This window comes from Mycoplasmopsis sturni DSM 22021, from assembly GCF_000701485.1.
GTDB lineage: Bacteria > Bacillota_I > Bacilli_A > Mycoplasmatales > Metamycoplasmataceae > Mycoplasmopsis > Mycoplasmopsis sturni.
This window is the reverse complement of sequence record NZ_KL370785.1, coordinates 285,143-306,204: the sequence shown is the minus strand read 5'-3', so window position 1 is coordinate 306,204 and position 21,062 is coordinate 285,143. Positions and strand designations below refer to the sequence as shown.

Here is a 21,062-nt window from a genome sequence, read left to right as displayed (position 1 = left end):
GCTAATGCCCAAATTGCAAAAATGCGTGCAAAACAAGATACTTCGTTAGGGCCTGTTAATGAAGCTACTAAAGATTTAGCGCCTCACCCAATCTTACAACCATTAAATTACCAAGCATGAAAAATGATTGGTAACGCCTTTGAATACAACGAAAGTCAACACTTAGGAGCCGAAACCAAACCATTTAAAGAGTTTGCTAATCGTTTTGGTAGAAATACCGGAGGTGTTTTTGGATTCTGAATTTTAGTTGTTCTATTTTTACTTGCTTTAATCATTCCTTTTACAACTTTAGATCCGAACTTAATTGATGTTACAAATAGAAACTTAACTTTTAATCAAACTGATTCAAATGGAGTTTTCCATATTTTAGGAACAGATGCTCTTGGTCGTGATTTATGAGCAAGACTTTGATGAGGACTTAGATATTCTATTTTATTAGCAATCACTACTACCATTATTGAAGTAGCTATTGGCCTAACAATTGGAATTAGCATGGGTCAATTTGATTACTTTGATAGGGTCATGACTTTTGTAATTAAAGTTATTTCTGTTGTGCCAACTATTTTGATTTTAATTTTAATGACTGTTATTATTAACCCTAGTTTCTGAGTTATTGTTTTTGCCCTTTCATTTACTTCATGAACAGGAATGGCAAACCAAATTCGGGCACAAGTAAAAAGAGCAAGAAACTTTGAATGAGTTGCAGCTTCAAGAGTTCTTGGAACACCAACTTGAAAAATCCTTAAAAACTATGTTCCAGTTATTATTCCGATTTTAATTACCCAACTTGTATTTAGCATTCCTGGTGTTATTCTTTCTGAAACATCACTTGCTTTCATTGGTCTTAACATCGACAATACTGCTACACTTGGAAACCTTATTTCAGATGGTCAAAAAGTCTTCCCAACTTACTTAAGATACGTATTTGTACCAGCAAGTATTTTAGTTCTTATTACTACTAGTGTTCAACTTATTGGTGCTAGTGTACAAGATGCATTAAGAAGACAAAGATAGGAGAAACATGCTTTTTAAAAGAAAATTCAAACCAAAAAAGACTCAAAGTAATGTTTCATTTGAAAAAGGAAAAGGATTTGACTGGGATAAGTTTTATCAAAAGGCAACTTATAAAGAATTCAAAGATGGAACCAAATTAAGAATCGCCGCTGAAATTAATGATTTACACCTTAGTTTCTTAAATCCATCACGTCCAGGAGAAAAAAATAAAGTTCTTCGTGGACCGTCGATTCAAATTTATGAAGGTAAAGTTCACTCAATTATTGGTGAATCTGGTTCAGGTAAATCAGTGCTTACTTCCCTTTTATATGGACTAACAGGGGATAATGCAGTGATTGATTCTGGTGAAGTAAAACTTTATAATAATAATGTTGAAACTTTCACCCTTAGAGATTGAGAACGTTCAAAATACCGTGGAAGAGTTGTTTCGGCAGTTTTCCAAAACCCAATGTCAACACTTAACCCAACAATGAAAGTTGGGCCACAAATTATGGAAGGTATGCTTTTAAATAAAGTTGTCAAAACTAAAAAAGAAGCATATGATAGAGCTATTGAGTTTTTAAGAAAAACCAAAATTAATGACCCTGAAGCAGTTATGAAGCTTTATCCTCATGAAATGTCAGGGGGGATGATTCAACGGGTAGTTATTGCCGCTATTGTAGCTTTAAAACCAAAAGTGTTGGTCATGGATGAACCTACAACAGCACTTGACCCTACTGTTCAAGCACTTGTTCTGGATGTTATTAAAGAATTACAAAAAGAATTTAAACTTTCAATTGTCTTTATTACCCACGACCTTGGGGTTGTTGCCTCAATTAGTGATTACATTTCAATTATGTATGCTGGACAAATTATCGAAGAAGGAACAAGAGATGAAATTCTTAAAAATCCTCAACACCCTTATACATGAGGACTTATTCAAAGTATGCCTGATGTTAACAAAGGAGATCGTTTAGCAACTATTCGTGGAAGCGTTCCTTCATCGCTTAATAATATTGTTGGAGATGCTTTTGCGGTTAGAAACGACTATGCCCTTGATATTGACTTTGTACAAGAACCTGATTTTTACTGAGTTTCTGAAACCCATCGTGTTAAATCATCTCTTTTAGATGAGAGAGCACCAAAATATGAACCACCAAAACTTATCCAAAAATTATGAAAGGAATTTGCAAAAGAACATGGAAAAGAAAAATAAAACAAGTTCAAATTTTAAAGTGAACCATCCATTTGGTCATCACGTAGCAAATGCGCAAATTACTGTCAATTCGGATAATCCATATTTTGGTACCGACCAACTAGGAAATACCGTTTTTATTAATCATAATAAGAAATATGGTTTTCTTAATGACTCTTCAGTTCGTTACTTATTAAAAGGAACTGAAGAAATGTTGCGTCCCCAGCCTGGACAAGAAGTTTTAGCATCTTTAAGAAATGTCGATGTTACATATGGTTCAGGTTCTAAAGCATTCCGTGCTATTAAGGATTTAAGTTTAAATATTTATAAAGGTGAAGTTCTTGGGCTTGTTGGTGAATCTGGTTCAGGTAAGTCAACCACTGGAAAAGCCTTAGTTGGATTAATTCCATATTCATATGGTCAAATTAAACTTTTAGATCAAACCCTGCCTCAAAAACAACTTAAAAGAGGGTTAAAATTTGGAAAAAAACTTGAAGAGTACAAAAAACTTGAAAACTTTATGGTTAATAAAGTGCAAATGATTTTCCAAGACCCTGCCAACTCTTTAAATCCACATATTAACGTTGAATCTGTTGTTTCAGAAGGTCTTGAAAATACTAAAAATGCTCGTATTATTTATATGTACAATATTGAGCAAAATAGCATTATCGAAACGTATAAATTAATTGATCAAGAGGCTAAAAAAACAGTTTTTACTAAAAAGTATTATGATTATCTTTTTAGCAAAATTGGTAAATTAAATGAAGAAGGATACCAAGCTGTTTATGAAGAATTTCTTGATAAATTAAAATCTCATAACCAAGAAGAAGCAGTTGCGTTTTTAAGTAAAGAAAAAGAATTTAGAGATCAAGAAGGTCAAAAATCAGAACGTGAGTGTAAAAAAGCGCTTGTAAGAGATGTTCTTAAAAGTGTTGGGCTTGATAATAGTGTTCTTAGACGTTATCCACTTGAGTTTTCAGGGGGACAACAACAAAGAATTGGGATTTCACGTTCAGTTGTTCTCCGTCCACAACTTCTTGTAGCTGATGAACCTATTTCAGCTTTAGACGTTTCGATCCAAGCTCAGGTTGTTAATATTTTTAATGAATTAAAAGAAAAACTTAACCTTACCATTTTATTTATTGCCCACGATTTACGTATGGTTGAATATATTTCTGACCGGATTGCAGTTATGAATAAAGGTACTTTACTTGAAATTGGTAAAACAGAAGAAATCATTAATCACTCTTTACACCCATATACAAAATCACTTCTTGATGCGGTTCCTTCAATTGACTCAAACAAAGGAAGTTTAATTGGTTATGTTTATAATCCTGCAATGCATAAATATGATGCTCAAAACCAACCAGAATGAGTAAAAATTAATGATGATCACTTCGTTTTAGGAACACCAAAAGAAGTTGAAAACTGAAAGAAAGGAATTTATTAAGATGAAAAAACTTAAAAAAATCTTTTCATTAGTTGGTGCTCCTTTAGGTATTGCTGCTATTGCTACTTTAGCATCATGTACAACCCAAGAAGAAAAAAACTCTCAACAAGATAATCTTAAAAAAGAATTTCAATACTCAGAGTCAGTTAAAAATAATGAATTAGTTACCCAAATTTTAACCGTACCAAGTCAGTATATGGATCGTTTAAAAACAGTAGAAGATGAAAATGAAAATCAAGAAACGGCTCAACCTGAAGTTAATTGAACTTCCACCTTTACTCAACTTTCAGAACAATTAAAATCATTTAAAAGTGTTGTAGCCCCTACAGAATTTAGTGAAGAAAAAATTAAAGAATATCAAAAACAATTTGATGAATATGCTAGTGCTTTAATCAAAATTTCTACTGATGCAAAATTAAAAGAAAAAGCTGACTCAATGGTTGAACAATCAGGAAACTTTTCAGAAGCCATTATTGCTTTAGCTCCATTAGTAAGCGAAGAACAATTAAATGAAGAAAATCTTGCAAAACTAAAAGAAAAAGTTTCTCAATTCTCAAATTACTTTTTATATAAAGATCAAGTGTATCAACTAAAGGTTCCTGAATCATTTAAATTATTTGATAAATACGCAAAATCATTAGTAGTTTATAATCAAGAAAACTATCAAGAAACTGAAGAAAGCAAAAAAGTTAAGGATGCTTTTATTGCTGCTTTAACAGCTCTTAATATTGTAAAAGAGGAAGCTCAACCTATTTTACAACCTGTCAAAGGAAGCGCTCCTTATTTAGATATTCTTGATCAATTCTTTGCTAAAGTTCCAGTAAATCCTGCTGAAGAAGCGAAATTCTCTGAAGATAAGAAAGAACAACTTACTTGAAATATTTTTACTAAAGTTTACCAAGTTAGCGAAAGTGTTGATGAATCAGGTAACACTCATGCCAAAGTAGAATTTAAGACCATTCCAGTAAGCTATAGTGCACCAGTTGTATCTCGTGAGGGGCTTACTCAAGATGAAATTACTTTATTAAATCAAATTTTAGATTTAAGAACACAAGTTATTAATGAGTTTTACACCTTTTTCTTTGATCGTACCACTAACGTTGGTTCATATGTATTCAAATTAGCTATTAGAGATAAAGAAAAATCAGCAACTACTAAATATTTAATGAATAATGTTTCACAATTATTATTTACAATAGATAAAGTTCTTGATGAAAAACTTTTTGCTGAGAATATCTTGGATATTCTTGATGGTCCTCATATGGATATTAAAGATCAAAATACTATCTTTGATATTCTGAACAAAACAGTTCAAAGAAACATTACAACAATTAATTCTAAAATTCCTCTTTCTTTTGGTTTTGGACTCAAGTTCTTAAAATGATATGCAGAACAAATTCTTTAATAATAAAGAAAAAATACACCACAATTATGGTGTATTTTTATTTAATCATTTCTCAAAATTCTTCTTCACTTAGGACTTGAACTCCTATTTTTTGAGCCTTTTCTAGCTTACTTCCAGCTTCAGCACCAGCTAAAAGATATGATGTATTTTTAGAAATGCTCGAACTAACTTTGGCCCCGTTTTGGATAATTAGTTCTTTAAAATAATCACGTGACTTAGACAAAGTTCCAGTGATTACAAAGTTTAAATTAGCTAATTTATTGGTTGTGTTTCTGGTTTGGTAGTTTAGAATTTGGTCTAATCGATACAACAAATTGACATTATCTTCAGAGCTAATGAAATCTTTGATATTTTGAATAAGAGTTTCACCAACGGTGTTTATTTGAACTAAATCATCAAGATTAATTTGGGTTAAATCCATTAATTTTTGGATTTTATCAGTTAATAATTCTGCTAAAGAAATCCCGATTCCTTTGATTCCGATTCCAAAAATAGCCTTGGCTAATGTAGTGTTTTTAGATTTTTCAATACTTGCTATTAATTTGAGAACTTTCTTTTGTCCGATTTTAGGTAATTTTAATAATGCTTGTGTTTGGTCTTTGAGTTTGTAAATATCTAAGATATTTTTAACCAAATTATTTTGGTAAAAGAGCTTAATATTTTCTTCACCTAAATCAACAATATTTAAAGCATCTCGAGAAGCAAAATGAATAATTTTTCGAATTTCTTTTTCGGGACATTGGTCGTTGATACAAAATTGATCAACAAGATTATTAAATTGTTTTAACAAGCTATTGCAAGAAGGACAATGTAGAACCTTAGGAAAAATATCATTACTGTTTTTGTTCACTACCGAAATAACTTTAGGAATGATTTCTCCAGATTTAATAACCTTAACCTCATCATTGACATTTAAATTTAAATCTTGAATGAATTGATAATTATGTAAGGTGGCATTAGATACGGTAGTTTGATTGAGCTGAACTGGAGATAGTTTAGCAACATATGTAATCTTACCTGTACGACCCACTTCAGCAGTAATTCCTATAACTTTAGTAATAGCTTCTTCAGTTTCATATTTAAAAGCAATTGCATAGCGGGGGAACTTTGCAGTAAAACCTAGTTTATTTCAGTATTGCATTTCATTGATTTTAATAACAAAGCCATCGCAATCATAATCTAAATTTGGCTTAATATCTTTAAAGAGTTCAATTTGATTTATCACATCATTTTCGTCTTTAGCATGATAAGTATAATGATTGACACTAAAATTATTGTTTTTAAGAAATTCCAATGCCTGAATTTGTGTGCTAATATGATGTTCTTCAGGTGAGACAATTTCATAAACAAAGTAGCTTAAATTTCTTTGTTTAACAATTTTTTCATTTAATTGACGCAGAGTTCCGCTAGCGGCATTTCTTGGGTTAGCAAAAAGTTTTAAAGGTGTATTAATAGGTTTTACCGAGACAAAATTATTTTGGTTAATTAAGGATTTTCCCTCATTTACTCAATTTTCTAAAGCTGATAAATTTTCAAAATCTTGTTTTTCTTGTTTTGTAATAAAACTTTCTAATTTTTCTTTATAAGGGTTGTTTTTTTGAATTTGAGCAGCAATTTCTTCTATTGTTTTTAAGTTATTTTTTAAATCATGTTCTAAAAGCAATCTTTGATTTGCTTTTAAGTAATCACTTTTACTTAAAAATACTTCTCCACGAATTTCAATTGATTTTTGGTAATTAATTTGTTGTGGTAAATTTTTAATTTGTCTGATATTTTCAGTAACAATTTCTCCTTCAACCCCATCACCGCGAGTGACGGCACGAATAAGTTGGCCTTCTTGATAATGAAGTGAAATGGATAAACCGTCAATTTTAGGTTCTAAACTATAAGTTAAGCCTTTTTGTTGAGTATTTTTTAAACCATCACTAATGAATTTTTTAACATCATCTAAAGAGTAGGCTTTAGCAAGAGAAAGCATTGGTTTAAGGTGTTTAAACTTGCTAAATTTATTAGAAGCACTTTTGCTACCGACTTTTTTTGTTGGGCTATTAGTTGATATTAATTGTGGGTATTGTTCTTCTAAAGCCACTAATTCTTGGTAGGTTAAATCATATTGAGCATCAGATACTGAAGGAAAATCTAGTTCGTAATATTGGTAGTCCCAAAGATTGATTTGCTCAGCTAATTCTTGCATTCTTTTTTTGATTTTTTCTAGTTGTTCTTTATCATTTAAAGTCATGTTTCAATTATACCTTTAAGTAATTTTAATTAATATGAATTTGGTAAAATATAAATACATTTAGAAAGAGGTGACCATGAAATTCGAATATAAAATAGTTGACTTTAAAGGTCAAGATTGAATCCAAAACCAAAACAAAGCTTTGGAACAACTAAGTCAACGTCAAAAAGAAGATCCTAATTTTAAATTTGGTCAAAAAGAAATTCTTGATGTTGCTGCCAATTTAGCTATGGATCAAATTTTACAAAAACAATGACAAGAATTATTACAACAAAATGAAGGTGTGTATCTTAAGCCTATTGCCACAATTTTAACTAATAACCCTGATCAATTGCAAATTAATGCAAAATATTATTATTTTGATGCTTTAGAGCAAATTAATTTTGATTTCAAACCAGCAGAACCAATTAAGCCAAGACCAAACTTTGAAGACGATATTAAGCGTTTTACGGCCGAATTTATTCAAAAATATCGCTTTAGATTTAAACGCGAAGATAAAATCCAATCCGGTGATGAAGTCTCGGTTTTGGTACAAGATACGAATAACAAAGAAAACCAACATACATATAGGATTTTAGCATCATCCGAAAAAGAAACCGAAGAACTTAATTCCTTTGTAGTGGGTAAAAAAATTGGTGATGAATTTAGTTTAGAAAAATATGGACCAAGTTTAGTTGGAAAAATTGTTGATGCATATTACTTTGTTGAAGACCAAATTACAGATCAAAATGCACACTTAATTCTTGGTAAAAACTTTAAAAATCTTGAAGATGTTAAAGCTGATATTTACAAAACTACAAAAGAGCAGGTTATGAATGATGCAGTCTTTAATTATGGAAATGCGATTTTAAACCAAATAATGGAAATTAATAAAGATCTTATTGATATTCCTGAAGAATTAATTAAAGCCGACTTAGACTCATTTAGTCAACCGCCAGTAGGAACTAACTTAAGTAAGGAACAATTGGTTTTTTCAGCTATCTTCGAATTTCTTTGACATACTATTATTAAAAAACACTTTAATTTCGATATTTCAAATGAAGAATTTCAAAAGGAAATGCAATTTGTTTTAAGTTTTATGAACGAAGAAGAACAAAAAAACATTCAAATTCCGCTTGTATTAAATGCTATTTTAGTTAAAAAACTAGGACTTGTATACCTTAGTAAATATGATCCAGAGTTTTATAAAAACAACAAAAATTATTTCATTATTTCAATCTAATTGAATCTAAGACTTTTTTGATATAGGCAAGGAATTCCTTGCTTTTTTTATTTTAATTGGTTAAAATAATGTAATATAATCATATTGCTATAAAGTAATATATTTATAAGGAGAGATTATGAAAAAATGAAAATTATTAATAGTAACAGCATTAATTAATGCACCGATAGTATCGCTAGCGGCTATTAGCTGTAACCAACCAAGCCAAAATTCTAAAACAACTAGCTCAGATAATAATTCAATTGATAGTATTACAAGAAACAAAATTCAATCAGCCCAAGAATTAATTCAATTAAACAATGAGACAAAAACCCAAGTTCAAGAACTTATTAAATCAGAAAATGCTCATGGAGATATTTTTGATTTACTTAATCAAGTAAAAGGAAATGAAAGTTCTATTTTAACTACTGTAGAACAAATTATCGTCAAATTAGATAATGATGCAGCACAAGCTAAAACAAAATTTCACGAAGCATTACCTGAATTTTCAAAAATTTTATTTAATAAACTTGATGATATTGTAGAAGATGTTAAAGAAATTAGCAGTTCAATGGATTTTACACCTTTTGACAATGCTGATAATGAATTAAGTGCATATATTAAATCACTTGAACAGAACTCAAGAGAAGTAAATGGTCAACCAACTAGAACCTTTATTGATAATTCTTTAAATAACTTGAATCAAGCTATTACAAATACTTATTTTGATGTAAATTACTATGATAAAGAACAAAAAGATGCTCAAATTGATGCGCTGCTAAATGATGGTCATCATCATGATCATGACGATAAAACAGCAGAAGAAGAACACCATCACTCACACTCATTTGGTAATATCATCTACACTGCTTATTTAAATCTAAAATTATTAGCTGCTAAAGCAAACGTTGACAATATCATTGCAAAATTAACTCAATTAGATGAAGAACACAAAATGACTAGTTTAATTGAAACATTAAAAAACCAATTAAATACTTTAATTGGTCAAATCAATCAATATCAAATCGATAAAAATGACACCATTTTTGAACGTTTTAGAAAATTCCAAGAAGATTTATCTAATTTACTAAAGAAAAACGCTCAAGAAAATGGAATTACTCTTAGAGAAACTAAGACAAATCTTGCTGATGCTAATGTATAAAAAACGCATAGAAAAAATTTAAGTTATGGTAAAATTTAAGTGCTAATTTCAAACGGATGGGTTCTAGTTGAAAGGCTAGACTTAGGTGGTTTTAGCGCTAAAACAATCGCATTTTAAAGCTTAACAAGCGATTATTATACATTTATAGTTTATAAATAAATTAGAAAGGAAATTATTATGGCAAAATTAGATTTTGATCGTAGTAAAGAACACGTTAACGTTGGTACCATTGGACACGTTGACCACGGAAAAACTACTTTAACTGCTGCTATTGCTACAGTTTTATCTAAAAAAGGTCTTTCAGAAGCTCGTGACTATGCTTCTATTGACAACGCACCAGAAGAAAGAGCACGTGGAATTACCATTAACACAGCTCACATCGAATATCAAACAGAAAAACGTCACTATGCTCACGTTGACTGTCCAGGTCACGCTGACTACGTTAAAAACATGATTACTGGGGCTGCTCAAATGGACGGGGCTATCTTAGTTGTTGCTGCAACAGATGGACCTATGCCTCAAACACGTGAACACATTCTTCTTTCAAAACAAGTTGGTGTTCCTCGTATCGTTGTTTTCTTAAACAAAGTTGATATGCTTGAAGGTGAAGAAGAAATGATCGAACTTGTTGAAATGGAAGTTCGTTCACTTCTTTCAGAATACGGATTTGACGGAGACAACGCTCCAATTATCCGTGGGTCAGCTCTTAAAGCTCTTAACGGAGATGCTGCATACGAAGAAAAAATTATGGAACTTATGAATGCAGTAGACTCATACATTGAAACTCCTGTTAAAGAATTTGAAAAACCATTCTTAATGGCTGTTGAAGACGTTTTCACAATTACAGGACGTGGAACTGTTGCTACAGGTCGTGTAGAACGTGGAAAATTACAACTTAACGAAGAAGTTGAAATCGTTGGTCTTAAACCTACTAAAAAAACTGTTGTTACTGGAATCGAAATGTTCCGTAAAAACCTTAAAGAAGCTATGGCTGGAGACAACGCTGGATTATTACTTCGTGGTGTAAACCGTGAAGAAGTAGAACGTGGACAAGTTCTTGCTAAACCAGGTTCAATTATTCCTCACACAGAATTTGAAGCTGCAATTTACGTACTTAAAAAAGAAGAAGGTGGACGTCACACACCATTCTTTAAAAACTACAAACCTCAATTCTACTTCCGTACAACTGACGTAACTGGTGGAGTTGAATTTGAAGCTGGACGTGAAATGGTTATGCCAGGAGAAAACGTTAACTTAAAAGTTAAATTAATCGCTCCTATTGCTGTTGAAGAAGGAACCAAATTCTCTATCCGTGAAGGTGGAAGAACTGTTGGTGCTGGATCAGTAACCAAAATTATTAAATAATATTAAAAAAATAGATTCTCTAGTGAGGATCTATTTTTCTTTTTTAAAAACCCTTAAAAACCAAAAATAACTTTATTTTGACATTAAAATATGACTCTTTTTTCCACATTTATGATTCTTATATGCTAAAGTAATATAATTTTTATGTATAAACAAATATACATTTATTTCGAAGGGAAGTACATTTATGTCTCTATTGGATTTGCCTCGTAAAGTGATTGATACAAGCTCAAGGCTTAAAAATGCAATTAATGTTTTTAGCGAAATCGGCACTCTTAAAGAAGTATTGGTTCACCGACCAGGAAGAGAAATTGAACTTATCGATCCTTTTCGACTTGAACAATTACTTTTTTCGGCGGTTCTTGAACCAGAAACTGCTCGTAAAGAGCATGATCGGTTTACCAAAATTTTAAAAGATCAAGGAGTTAAAGTTATTGAATTAGTAGATTTGGTTGCAGAAACTTTTGAAGCTAGTTCACGAGAGGTTTGTGAAGAATTTATTGAAACTTTTTTGGATGAATCTAGTCCAGTTTTAGGAAGTTCAGAACGCCAGAAAGTTAAACGTTTTCTCATAAGCAGAAATTCGGTTATTGATATGGTGAATTTCATGATTGGTGGAATTCTAACTAGCGATTTGGCAGTTCAAGGCCCGGTTAAACTTCTTTGTGATCCGATGCCTAATCTTTATTTTACTCGTGATCCGTTTGCCTCAGTAGGGAACGGAATTACAATGCATTTGATGAAATACACAGTAAGACAAAGAGAAACTATTTTTAGCAAGTTTATTTTTTAACATCATCCAATTTATAAAGACACTATTAAATATTTTAAGCCAACAGATGAAGAAGTATCGCATAACGGACGATATAAAACATTAACCTTAGAGGGTGGGGATGTTTTTGTTTATGGAGAAGATACTCTTGTTGTGGGGTATCAGAGCGCACTAAACTAGCAGCTATTGAAAAAATGGCAAAAGAAATAATTCTCCAAAAAGGACCATTTAAAAGGATTTATGCAATTAATGTTCCTCATATGCCTAATTTAATGCATTTAGATACTTGATTGACTATTGTGGATAGAAGCAAGTTTTTATATTCATCAAATATGATTTCTTTACTTAAAATTTGATACTTTGACTTAAGTCAAGGAAAGGTTCGTAAAAAAATAATTAACAAAAATTTAAAAGAATTACTTCTAGAAATTATTGATGAAGAGCCAATTCTTATTCCTGTAGCTGGAAAAGATGCTAATTTCATTGATATTAATATTGAAACTAATTTTGATGCAACCAATTATTTAGTAATTTGTCCAGGAGTAGTAGTTGGTTATGATCGTAACCACAAAACACAAAAGGCTCTTGAAGAAGCTGGTGTTAAAGTATATGGATTCCGAGGAAATCAACTTTCTCTAGGAATGGGTTCTGCTAGATGTGTGTCTATGCCTCTGATCAGTGAAGATTTGAAATAAAATTTTATATTTAAGGAGAAACTTATCCCTTTAAATTTAAAAGGTAGCAGTTTAGATTCTGCACTTAATTTAACCACTGAAGAAGTGAATTATTTACTTGATTTATTAATTGACTTAAAAAATCCAAAAACCAAGTTTTACATGTTCAAAATCGCCCACTTATTGGTAAAAACATTGTTTTATCATTCCAAAAAGCTTCTACAACTAAGAAAATTGGTTTTATTTCAGTGATCTTGATGGTTATCGGATCAAGCATTGGAGTAGGATTTTTTTTAAATCAGCAAGAGTTTTAGAATATTCAGGTGGTAATTTAATTTTTGTCATTATAAGTTGAATTATCGCTGCTATAGCGGTTATTGCTCTTGCGCTTGCATTAGTAGAAATTTCAAGTGGAAGTAACTATAATCTCTGAATGATCGGTTGAAATCAAACTTTTGCTTCTAAGCATATTTATAAAATGTGCAAGAATTTTATGGTGTATATCTATTTACCTCTTACTTATTTCTTTATGCCTCTTTATGCAATTTTATCGTTTCAAGATGGCTTAGGAGGTTTTGGATTAATTAATAATTTTGGCACTAATTATGATTGAATTATTTGAACATTAATTTCATTGGTTATTTCAACATGATTTATTTTTATTCCCGGTGTATTTAGTGAAATCGGGAATATACATAATATTGTTATTTTGTCAGTGAAATTTATCCCTTTAGTGGTAGCTGCCGTGATTGGCTTTGTTGTGATGTCAAAAACTGGAAAAGCAGAAAATTTAGATTCAATTAAAATATGGAGAGCGCCTTCATCTGAAGTTACGTTTTTTAAAATTTCACCACTAATTGGGCTTTTTGGATCATTAGCAGCGATCTTTTTTGCTTTTGATGGATTTTATGTAACTGCTGGTGTTAAATCAGAAATGAAAGAACCTAAAAAACTACCCGTTGCTCTTGTCATTGGTCTTGGAATTATTACATTAATTTATCTTGTAATTGCTATTTCAATGTCAATTGGAACTCAAGGCGGAAAATTCTTTAATTTTGGAGATTGATTAGATTCGCATCGACTAAGTTGATTATTTGGACTGGTGAATATTTGTATTGCTTTTGGTGTTTTAGGTATTATTAATGGATTTTCAATGTGGGCCCCAAGATTTATCGAGGATCTTATTAAAGTTGGTGAATTTTGAGTACCTAAAAAATATCAAAGTCAACTTCATGATTTTAAACCTATTGTTGGTTCATTTGTTGTGGCATTTTATCTTATGGTTTTATTATTATTTTAACCATTATTGGAGCTCTTACTTATATTCCTGGTTCAGAATATCAAGGATTTTATGAAATTAGTTCATCAACAAGTATGGCTCGATCATATTTCTCTGCTGATTTGATGGCTAACTGATGTGCCGTTATTGCTTTCTTATTTATTGCTACATCAATTGTTGGTGGATTAATTAATCGAAAAACTAAAAGAGTTGCCACTATTCAAAATAAATATTTTGTCACTTCTGGAATTATTGCGGTTGTTTTAGTCTTCTCTTCAATGCTTTTAAGTATGATTCAACCATTTGCTGATCTTATTATTGCAATTACTGCTAGCAATAGTTTTGACAGTATTAGCGCACAAAAAGAAGCAATTATTGCTAATACAATGTTGATCGTTATTTTGATATCTTTTGTTGTTATTATGATTTTACCTAGTTTGTTTTCAAGATTTGTAAAGAAAAAGAAACCATTAACTTACACAAGAATATAAACAAAAAAGCAACCATTTATGTTGCTTTTTTGTTTTTCAGTGTCATTTTCAAAAAGTTAAAAAGTGTTAAAATTTAAAATACATACATAATTTAATTAAAGAAGGGGACTATGAGCTATACATTAAATAAATTAATTAGAGTTAAGTTAGAAAAAATTTTTAAGTTAATGCAACAAGAAGATTTGGTTTCAAGTTCATTGGAATTTAAAGATCTTATTTTCATTTTGAATGAACCTAACCAAGGGAACCAAAGCACTAAAAATTATGAATATGCAACCAACTTAGCTTTTATCTTAAAGAAACATTCACAAAGCACACCAATGCAACTTGCCGAATTTATTCAAAAACATCTTCAGCAATCCACTTATGAAAACCAAAAGCTTTTTAAATATGTTGATATTGCTCAACCAGGATTTATTAACATGGCCTTTAGTGATGTTGCTTTTTCACTAGTTATTAGTAATGTTTTAAATTCAACGCATCCATATGGTTCAAACCAATATCTTCCAAAAAAAGATGAAAAACCAATTAATGTCGAATATGTTTCGGCTAACCCAACTGGTTTTTTACACGTAGGACATGCACGTGGTGCAGCTATTGGAGATTCTTTAATTAAAATTATGCGATACTTTGGGTATAAAGTCACTGCTGAATATTATGTTAATGATGCCGGAAATCAAATTGACAATTTAGTAGCTTCTGCAAGAGTAAGATACAATGAACTTTATAACATTAAAATGGAAATGCCTGAAGAATGCTATCGTGGTTTAGATATTGTTTGGCTTGCTGAGCAAATCAAAAATCAATATCAAGATCGTTTTTTAACAAACTTTGAAGCTCAATATAGCGAGTTTAGAGATATTTGTGTATCAACATTACTTAAGAAAATCGAATCGGATTTAAAAGATTTTGGTGTTGAATTTGACTTATTTAGTTCAGAATTAGCAGTAACTAAAAGCGGACAAATTGAAAAAACGCTTGCAAAATTAAGTCAATATACGTATCAAAAAGATGGTGCCACTTTCTTAAAAACTACTGAATTTGGCGATGATAAGGATCGTGTTTTAATTAAAAGCGACGGAACTAGAACTTACTTTACTCCTGATATTGCTTATCACTTACAAAAAATTAGTAATTCTTCAAAACTTATTAATATTTGAGGAGCAGATCACTCTGGTTATGTTGCTAGAATGAGTATTGCTTTAGAATGTTTAGGGTACCCAAAGGATATTATGCAAGTTCTTGTTGTTCAACTTGTTCGTTTAATTAAAAACGGAAGCGAGTTTAAGATGTCAAAACGCGCCGGAACAAGTGTTACTTTAGCTGATTTACTTGAAGCTTCTTCAAAAGATGCGGTTCGTTTTATGATGCTAACTCGTGATGCTAATACTAAATTTGATTTTGATATTGATAAAAGCAATTCTGCTGATCAAAGCAATCCTGTTTTTTCGGTTCAATACGCACATTCAAGAGCATGTTCGGTTTTAGAAAAAGCTAAAGCTTTTAAACTTAATTGAAACGCTAACTTTGCAAATTATCCCAAAATGAGAAAATTAATTTTACAATTAGATTTATTTCCTGAATTAATTAAAACCATCGCAACCACTCAAAAGGTACAACTTATGACGACATATTTAATTAATTTAGCCAGTCTTTATAATAGTTTTTATTCTGAACATAAAATTATTGGTTCAGAATTAGAGACACAACTTTTAACCCTTACCTTAGCAACTAAGAAAGTTCTTCAAACAGGTTTAAATTTAATTGGGGTGTCAGCTCCTGAGAGCATGTAAAAATATTTTTGTATTAAATAAAAAAGACACATTAATTGTGTCTTTTTTGTGCTTAACATTCTTTAAAATAATCCTCCAAGACCACCTAAGTCACCGCCACCAAAACTTCCGTTTTTTAATTTGGTTCTCATATCATTGAGTCTTTTGGACATCATTTCAAATTCATTAATTAATTTGTTATACTCTTGGGCGCTTCTTCCGCTACCTTTAAGAATTCTCTCTTTTCTATTGGCATTTTTAAGTAATTTAGGATTATTGCGCTCTTGTGCAGTCATTGATGACATAAGAATTTGGTATACATGTAACTTGTGTTCAGCTTTTTCAAGATCTTGTTCTTTTACCTTGGATGCTATGTTTCCAGGCAACATTTTGAGAATTTTTGAAAACTTCCCAAGTTTTTGTACTTGTTTAATTTGTTCTAAAAGATCATTTAAGTTAAATTGGCCAGTAAACATTCTTTCCATCATGTTCATAGCCTTATCTTCATCGATGGTATCTTGAACTTTTTCAATCAAACTAAGAACATCACCCATTCCTAAAATTCTATCTGCCATACGGTCAGGATAGAATAAATCTAGGTTAGATACTTTTTCGCCAGTACCAATAAAACGAATTGGTAAATTTAATACTTGTCTTAATGATAAAGCAGCCCCACCACGAGCATCAGAGTCTAATTTAGTAATAATTGTTCCAGTTAATTTTAAATTTTCATGAAAGGTAGAAGCAACGTTAATGATATCTTGACCTGAAAGAGCATCTGCAACAAAGAAAATTTCATTCGGATGAGATACTTTTTTAACATCTTTAAGTTCTTGCATTAATTTTTCATCAATTGACAAGCGTCCGGCGGTATCAATTAAAATTAAATCATGATTATTTTCTTTAGCGTATTCTAAAGCCTTTTGTACAATTTCCACTACTGGTTTATCTGTTCCTTGTTCAAAGTATCCGACAGTAATGCTTTTAGCAAGAGTAACAAGCTGATCTACAGCTGCTGGACGATAAATATCAGCAGCTACTACAAGAGGATTTTGAACATATTTTTTCTTTCTTAGATAATATGCTAATTTTGCAGTGGCTGTAGTTTTTCCGGATCCTTGTAATCCAACCATCATAATTACATAAGGTTTTTTATCGATTTTAATTTCTTGAACTTTATCACCTAAAATATGAATTAGTTCTTGGTGGAAAATTTTAATCATGGTTTGTGATGAGTTTAATTTACCAATAACTTCGCCATCTTTCAGTGCTTGTTCTTTTACTTTATTTGTAAATTCTTTAACAACTTTAAGATTAACGTCAGCTTCAAGAAGCGACATTTTAACATCACGAATTACTTCAAGAATATCTTCTTCTTTAAGTTGTGTTTTTTTTGACATTTTTGCCAAACTTTTTTGTAATCTTTTTTCTAAAAAACTAGTCATAATTTAAATTATACTTAAAAGTATAAAAAATGGTTTTTTTTGTTAAAATATACATACTAAAAGATTTTTATAATTTTTTAAAACAAAAACATATCAATTAAAATTAAAAGGACATATTATGCGTAAAATTGTTAGAAGAAAAAACAAAGAACGTGCAGAAAAAAGAGCTCACAAATTAGCACTTGAATTAGCTAGAGCAAAAAGAAGAGCTGCTAGAGAAGCAGAAGCACAAAACAATTAGTAATAATTGTTTTTTTATTTTCTGGAGAAATCAAAATGAGTTTTTGAACGTGATTTGGCAATACATCTCCAAGTGTAGCATATCATGGGGATTTAAGTATTTTTTCTTTAGATTCACATGATTTTTGGGTTTCAAATATTTTAAAATGAACCTTAATTATTCTTAGTTTTCTTAGTGTTTTGGTATTGTGAATTTATAAAAGACCAATTGGTTATAATTATCATAATCAATATCTATTAAGAACTAAAAAACATAACTTTTTAATTCAACTAAGCGGAGTAATTGTTTTAATTTGTGTATTATTACGCTCGATTTTACTAATTGGAACTAACTTTCCCAATATGTGAGAAGCACTTCCGCTTCATTATTGTCGTTTAATGCTTGTTGGATTTGGGCTCATTTTAATGCTAAAAAAACTTCAATGAGTAAAATATCTAGCAATGCCTTCTGTATTAGGTGCTATGATGGCATTAAGTATACCTGAACTTAGAGTTTTATATTTTTATAATGGTGCGGATTTTGATGTTATTAAAAACGTTATTTTAGTTCATGGTGAAAACATTATGAACTTTACCTGAAAAAATTACTTTTTCTATGATTATTTTTTAGCGCATATATTTGTTCTTTTAGCGCCATTTGTTTTGGGAATCTTGTTTCCATTCAAGTGAAGTTTTAAAGATTTAAATGTAACATTAGGTATTTTTCTTGGTTTAATTACATTCTTTTTTGTTGTTAATTTTTTAACTAACCAGTATGCTAAACTAGAATGAAAGAGCAATTACTTTTATTTAGGTTATGCAACTGTTCCTTTACTTCAACAATTTGCTCCTATTATCGGAAGATGACCTAATATTTTACTTTGAGAATATCTATTGGCTATTCTTTATATATATCTTTCAACAGTGATTTATCTTTATCAAGATGCAATTATCTTTCAATTTAAAGGCGGCCTTAGAATTATTTTCCGTTTTAGCGCTAAGGTTGATTATTTTTATGAATCATATTTAGATTTTAAGTTTTCTCTTTCAAGTTTTTGATATAAACAAATCTTAAAAAAATAAATCTCCATATGCATGGAGATTTTATTATAGAATTTTGACTTTTATAAGTTTATTGATTGGAGTTTTTTTAATTTCGTGATTTCTCAACATGGTTTCAATTTCAACCCCAATTGCAGGATAGTCAATAAAGACTTTAGCTTTATAGTTTCGAATTCTATCATAAATTGATTGATATCCAATGTCAGTAAGACGCAAGTTTGTATCACCAAGTACTGCAAGTGAAATATATGCTTCGTGTGTAGAGCAAACAATATTAGAAATATTATTTTTGCGAGTATATGTTATAAAATCACTGACAAATTTAGCGTTTTTAAAAGTTGTTGTGTAGAATTGGTGCTCAATGTTTGCTTCGCGGCAAGCTAGCAAGAATCCTGAATAGCGATCATTAGTCTGTGTTTCGTTTAACTTAGCATCATTTAAAAATAAGATTTTTTTGTGACTATCGCGAATATGTTTGTTAAATTCTTTAGTAAGAGCATTAAAAGCTGATGTTTCATCAATTTTGATTCAATTTAATCCGTGAACTTGATGTTCATAAATTACAATTGAAACATCTTCTTCGATAGTTCTAAGGAATTCAAAGAGTTTTTGATCGTTATTAGGTGTAAAAATAACAATTGAAGTAGCATTTCAAGATAAGATGTATTTAATTGTTTCGATGTATTCGTTTGTTCCTTCGCTTGTATAAATAACGTTAACTCTTTTATCGTGTAATTTACTTGCTGAAACAATCCCGTTAACAATAGATGCATATGGATTTTGATTTCAAGCAGGCATAATTACAAAAACTGACGGATCTTTACCACGAATCAAGGTTGCACCATGATTTGGGTAGTAATTAAGTAACTCAACAACATCTCTAATTTTCTTTTTAGTTTGTTCTGAAACATAACCACGTCTAAAATAACGACTTACTGTTGAGATTGAAACTTTTGCCAGTCTTGCTATGTCTTTATAAGTATCTCTTTTTTTATTCATATGTAAATTATACCTTAAATGTGAAAAGTTTTCATATTTAGTAAAAAATAAAAAAAGTGCCTTTTAGGCACAATTATTAGTGTGAAAGGAGGGTTATATCTCAAGCAGCGACACTTTACGTGTCTCAACCTTGTTTTAATAACAAGCATCGATAAAATTATAACACAAAAATAAAAAGTAAAAATATTTTTTCTTCTTTATATTTCGTTTTTCTTTAAATAAAGAATATTGATGATTTTTGACAAAATTAAAATAAATAACCGTTCAAAAAGTGTAAAATTAATTGAAATTATTTAATATTTATTTTTATATTTTGCTTAAATGCTTTACTAAAAAACAAAGGGGAAATAAATATGTACAAATCAGTTTTAAACATTCACCAGACACAACAAGCAATTCAAGATTTGAAGTTTGATTTTACTAAGCAACTTCACAAAAGATTACATTTAACAAGGGTTTCTGCACCTTTATTTGTTAAAAGTGATACCAAAATAAATGATGGTTTAAATGGAGAAACTCCAGTTTCTTTCTTTCCTAAAAATATTAATGAGCAACATGAAATTGTGCATTCATTAGCAAAATGAAAGAGAATGGCACTTAAAAAATATCAATTCGGATTACATACAGGATTATATACTGACATGAATGCGATTCGTCGTGAAGAAAATTTAGACTATAAACATTCTTATTATGTTGATCAATGAGATTGAGAAATGATTATTGATAAAAAAGATCGTAATTTAGACTTTCTCAAAGAAACAGTAAAAAAGATTTATGAATCAATTAAATTTGTAAAAAGAGAACTTGTTCTTGATTTTCCTCAACTTACTTATGATTTTCCTGAAGAAATTACTTTTATTACTTCAAGTGAACTCTATAGTAAATATCCAAATTTAACTGCCGAAGAAAGAGAAAATGAATTTGCTAAAGAAGTAAAAGCATTTTTTGTTATTCAAGTTGGGCATAACTTGCCAGATGGATTGCCACAATCAAAAAGAGCTTTTGATTATGATGATTGAAATTTAAATGGTGATTTAATCTTTTATGATAAGCAAAATGATGCCGCGCTTGAAGTTTCTTCAATGGGGATTAGAGTTGATGCAAAAGCAATGACCGAGCAGAAAGTATTACTTAACATTAATGAAAATCTTTTAGGTGAATATCACCAACAAATTTTAACCGAAGAACTTCCATTCACAATTGGTGGTGGGATTGGTCAAAGCCGTCTTTCGATGCTTTTACTTGAAAAGAAACACATTGGTGAGGTTCAAGTTTCAACATGAGATGAAAAGACACTTGCTAAATGCAAAGCAGAAGGAATCGAGCTTTTATAAACCAA

General features: G+C 30.4%; 18 protein-coding genes. 15 read left to right on the top strand and 3 right to left on the bottom strand.

All coding sequences use genetic code 4. From position 1 onward, the window contains the following. Positions 1 to 21: 21 nt before the first annotated feature. From Q349_RS02765 to Q349_RS02750, 4 genes are read left to right on the top strand one after another with little or no spacing between them, the layout of a single operon-like run. The gene (locus tag Q349_RS02765) at positions 22 to 1,014 is read left to right on the top strand and encodes an ABC transporter permease (RefSeq protein WP_036465035.1); all 993 of its coding nucleotides are present in this window, start codon (positions 22 to 24) and stop codon (positions 1,012 to 1,014) included. A gap of 7 nt (positions 1,015 to 1,021) precedes the next feature. Continuing rightward, on the top strand, positions 1,022 to 2,209 hold the full coding sequence (locus Q349_RS02760; protein WP_051616790.1) for an ABC transporter ATP-binding protein: 1,188 nt from the start codon (positions 1,022 to 1,024) through the stop codon (positions 2,207 to 2,209). Then, positions 2,124 to 3,638 carry an ABC transporter ATP-binding protein gene (locus tag Q349_RS02755; protein ID WP_408633460.1) on the top strand — a complete coding sequence of 505 codons (1,515 nt, stop codon included), beginning with the start codon at positions 2,124 to 2,126 and terminating at the stop codon, positions 3,636 to 3,638. Before Q349_RS02760 ends, Q349_RS02755 begins: the two co-directional genes overlap by 86 nt. Position 3,639: 1 nt before the next feature. After that, positions 3,640 to 5,043, top strand: coding sequence for a hypothetical protein (locus Q349_RS02750; protein ID WP_036464839.1), 1,404 nt, complete (start codon positions 3,640 to 3,642; stop codon positions 5,041 to 5,043). 37 nt (positions 5,044 to 5,080) lie between these two features. Here the strand turns inward: Q349_RS02750 and ligA are convergent, their stop codons facing one another. Continuing rightward, positions 5,081 to 7,282, bottom strand: coding sequence for an NAD-dependent DNA ligase LigA (gene ligA / locus Q349_RS02745; protein WP_036464837.1), 2,202 nt, complete (start codon positions 7,280 to 7,282; stop codon positions 5,081 to 5,083). 76 nt (positions 7,283 to 7,358) lie between these two features. Here ligA and Q349_RS02740 point away from each other — a divergent pair, with 76 nt between their 5' ends. The 8 genes from Q349_RS02740 (at position 7,359) to argS (ending at position 16,019) form a co-directional block, all read left to right on the top strand. Further along, positions 7,359 to 8,504, top strand: coding sequence for a trigger factor-related chaperone (locus tag Q349_RS02740; RefSeq protein ID WP_036464835.1), 1,146 nt, complete (start codon positions 7,359 to 7,361; stop codon positions 8,502 to 8,504). A 118-nt stretch (positions 8,505 to 8,622) separates the two neighbouring features. Beyond that, complete coding sequence (locus Q349_RS02735) at positions 8,623 to 9,645, top strand: hypothetical protein (RefSeq protein ID WP_036464833.1); 1,023 nt, start codon at positions 8,623 to 8,625, stop codon at positions 9,643 to 9,645. 177 nt (positions 9,646 to 9,822) lie between these two features. Next, a complete protein-coding gene (gene tuf, locus Q349_RS02730) occupies positions 9,823 to 11,010 on the top strand; it encodes an elongation factor Tu (RefSeq protein WP_036464832.1) in 1,188 nt (395 codons plus the stop codon). A gap of 187 nt (positions 11,011 to 11,197) precedes the next feature. After that, on the top strand, positions 11,198 to 11,803 hold the full coding sequence (locus Q349_RS03485; protein WP_036464830.1) for an arginine deiminase family protein: 606 nt from the start codon (positions 11,198 to 11,200) through the stop codon (positions 11,801 to 11,803). 173 nt (positions 11,804 to 11,976) lie between these two features. Further along, the gene (locus tag Q349_RS03480; RefSeq protein ID WP_169734569.1) at positions 11,977 to 12,477 is read left to right on the top strand and encodes an arginine deiminase family protein; all 501 of its coding nucleotides are present in this window, start codon (positions 11,977 to 11,979) and stop codon (positions 12,475 to 12,477) included. A gap of 247 nt (positions 12,478 to 12,724) precedes the next feature. After that, the gene (locus tag Q349_RS03320) at positions 12,725 to 13,756 is read left to right on the top strand and encodes an amino acid permease (protein ID WP_220094695.1); all 1,032 of its coding nucleotides are present in this window, start codon (positions 12,725 to 12,727) and stop codon (positions 13,754 to 13,756) included. 74 nt (positions 13,757 to 13,830) lie between these two features. After that, the gene (locus tag Q349_RS03315; RefSeq protein ID WP_051616787.1) at positions 13,831 to 14,226 is read left to right on the top strand and encodes a hypothetical protein; all 396 of its coding nucleotides are present in this window, start codon (positions 13,831 to 13,833) and stop codon (positions 14,224 to 14,226) included. A 110-nt stretch (positions 14,227 to 14,336) separates the two neighbouring features. Then, positions 14,337 to 16,019, top strand: coding sequence for an arginine--tRNA ligase (gene argS, locus Q349_RS02710; protein WP_051616784.1), 1,683 nt, complete (start codon positions 14,337 to 14,339; stop codon positions 16,017 to 16,019). Between the two features lie 62 nt (positions 16,020 to 16,081). Here the strand turns inward: argS and ffh are convergent, their stop codons facing one another. Continuing rightward, positions 16,082 to 17,443 (bottom strand): signal recognition particle protein, encoded by a 1,362-nt coding sequence (ffh, locus tag Q349_RS02705; protein ID WP_036464829.1) that lies wholly within the window; start codon positions 17,441 to 17,443, stop codon positions 16,082 to 16,084. Positions 17,444 to 17,561: 118 nt separating this feature from the next. Here ffh and Q349_RS03475 point away from each other — a divergent pair, with 118 nt between their 5' ends. Further along, positions 17,562 to 17,684, top strand: a complete 123-nt coding sequence (locus Q349_RS03475; RefSeq protein ID WP_036464827.1) for a hypothetical protein — start codon at positions 17,562 to 17,564, stop codon at positions 17,682 to 17,684. Between the two features lie 35 nt (positions 17,685 to 17,719). Further along, positions 17,720 to 18,745 carry a TMEM164 family acyltransferase gene (locus tag Q349_RS02695; RefSeq protein ID WP_036464826.1) on the top strand — a complete coding sequence of 342 codons (1,026 nt, stop codon included), beginning with the start codon at positions 17,720 to 17,722 and terminating at the stop codon, positions 18,743 to 18,745. Between the two features lie 24 nt (positions 18,746 to 18,769). On the opposite strand, the gene Q349_RS02690 is transcribed toward Q349_RS02695, so the two are convergent. Continuing rightward, positions 18,770 to 19,723, bottom strand: a complete 954-nt coding sequence (locus Q349_RS02690; RefSeq protein WP_036464825.1) for a LacI family DNA-binding transcriptional regulator — start codon at positions 19,721 to 19,723, stop codon at positions 18,770 to 18,772. A gap of 353 nt (positions 19,724 to 20,076) precedes the next feature. On the opposite strand from Q349_RS02690, the gene Q349_RS02685 reads away from it, so the two are divergent. After that, positions 20,077 to 21,057 carry an aspartate--ammonia ligase gene (locus Q349_RS02685; protein WP_036464823.1) on the top strand — a complete coding sequence of 327 codons (981 nt, stop codon included), beginning with the start codon at positions 20,077 to 20,079 and terminating at the stop codon, positions 21,055 to 21,057. Positions 21,058 to 21,062: the final 5 nt, after the last annotated feature.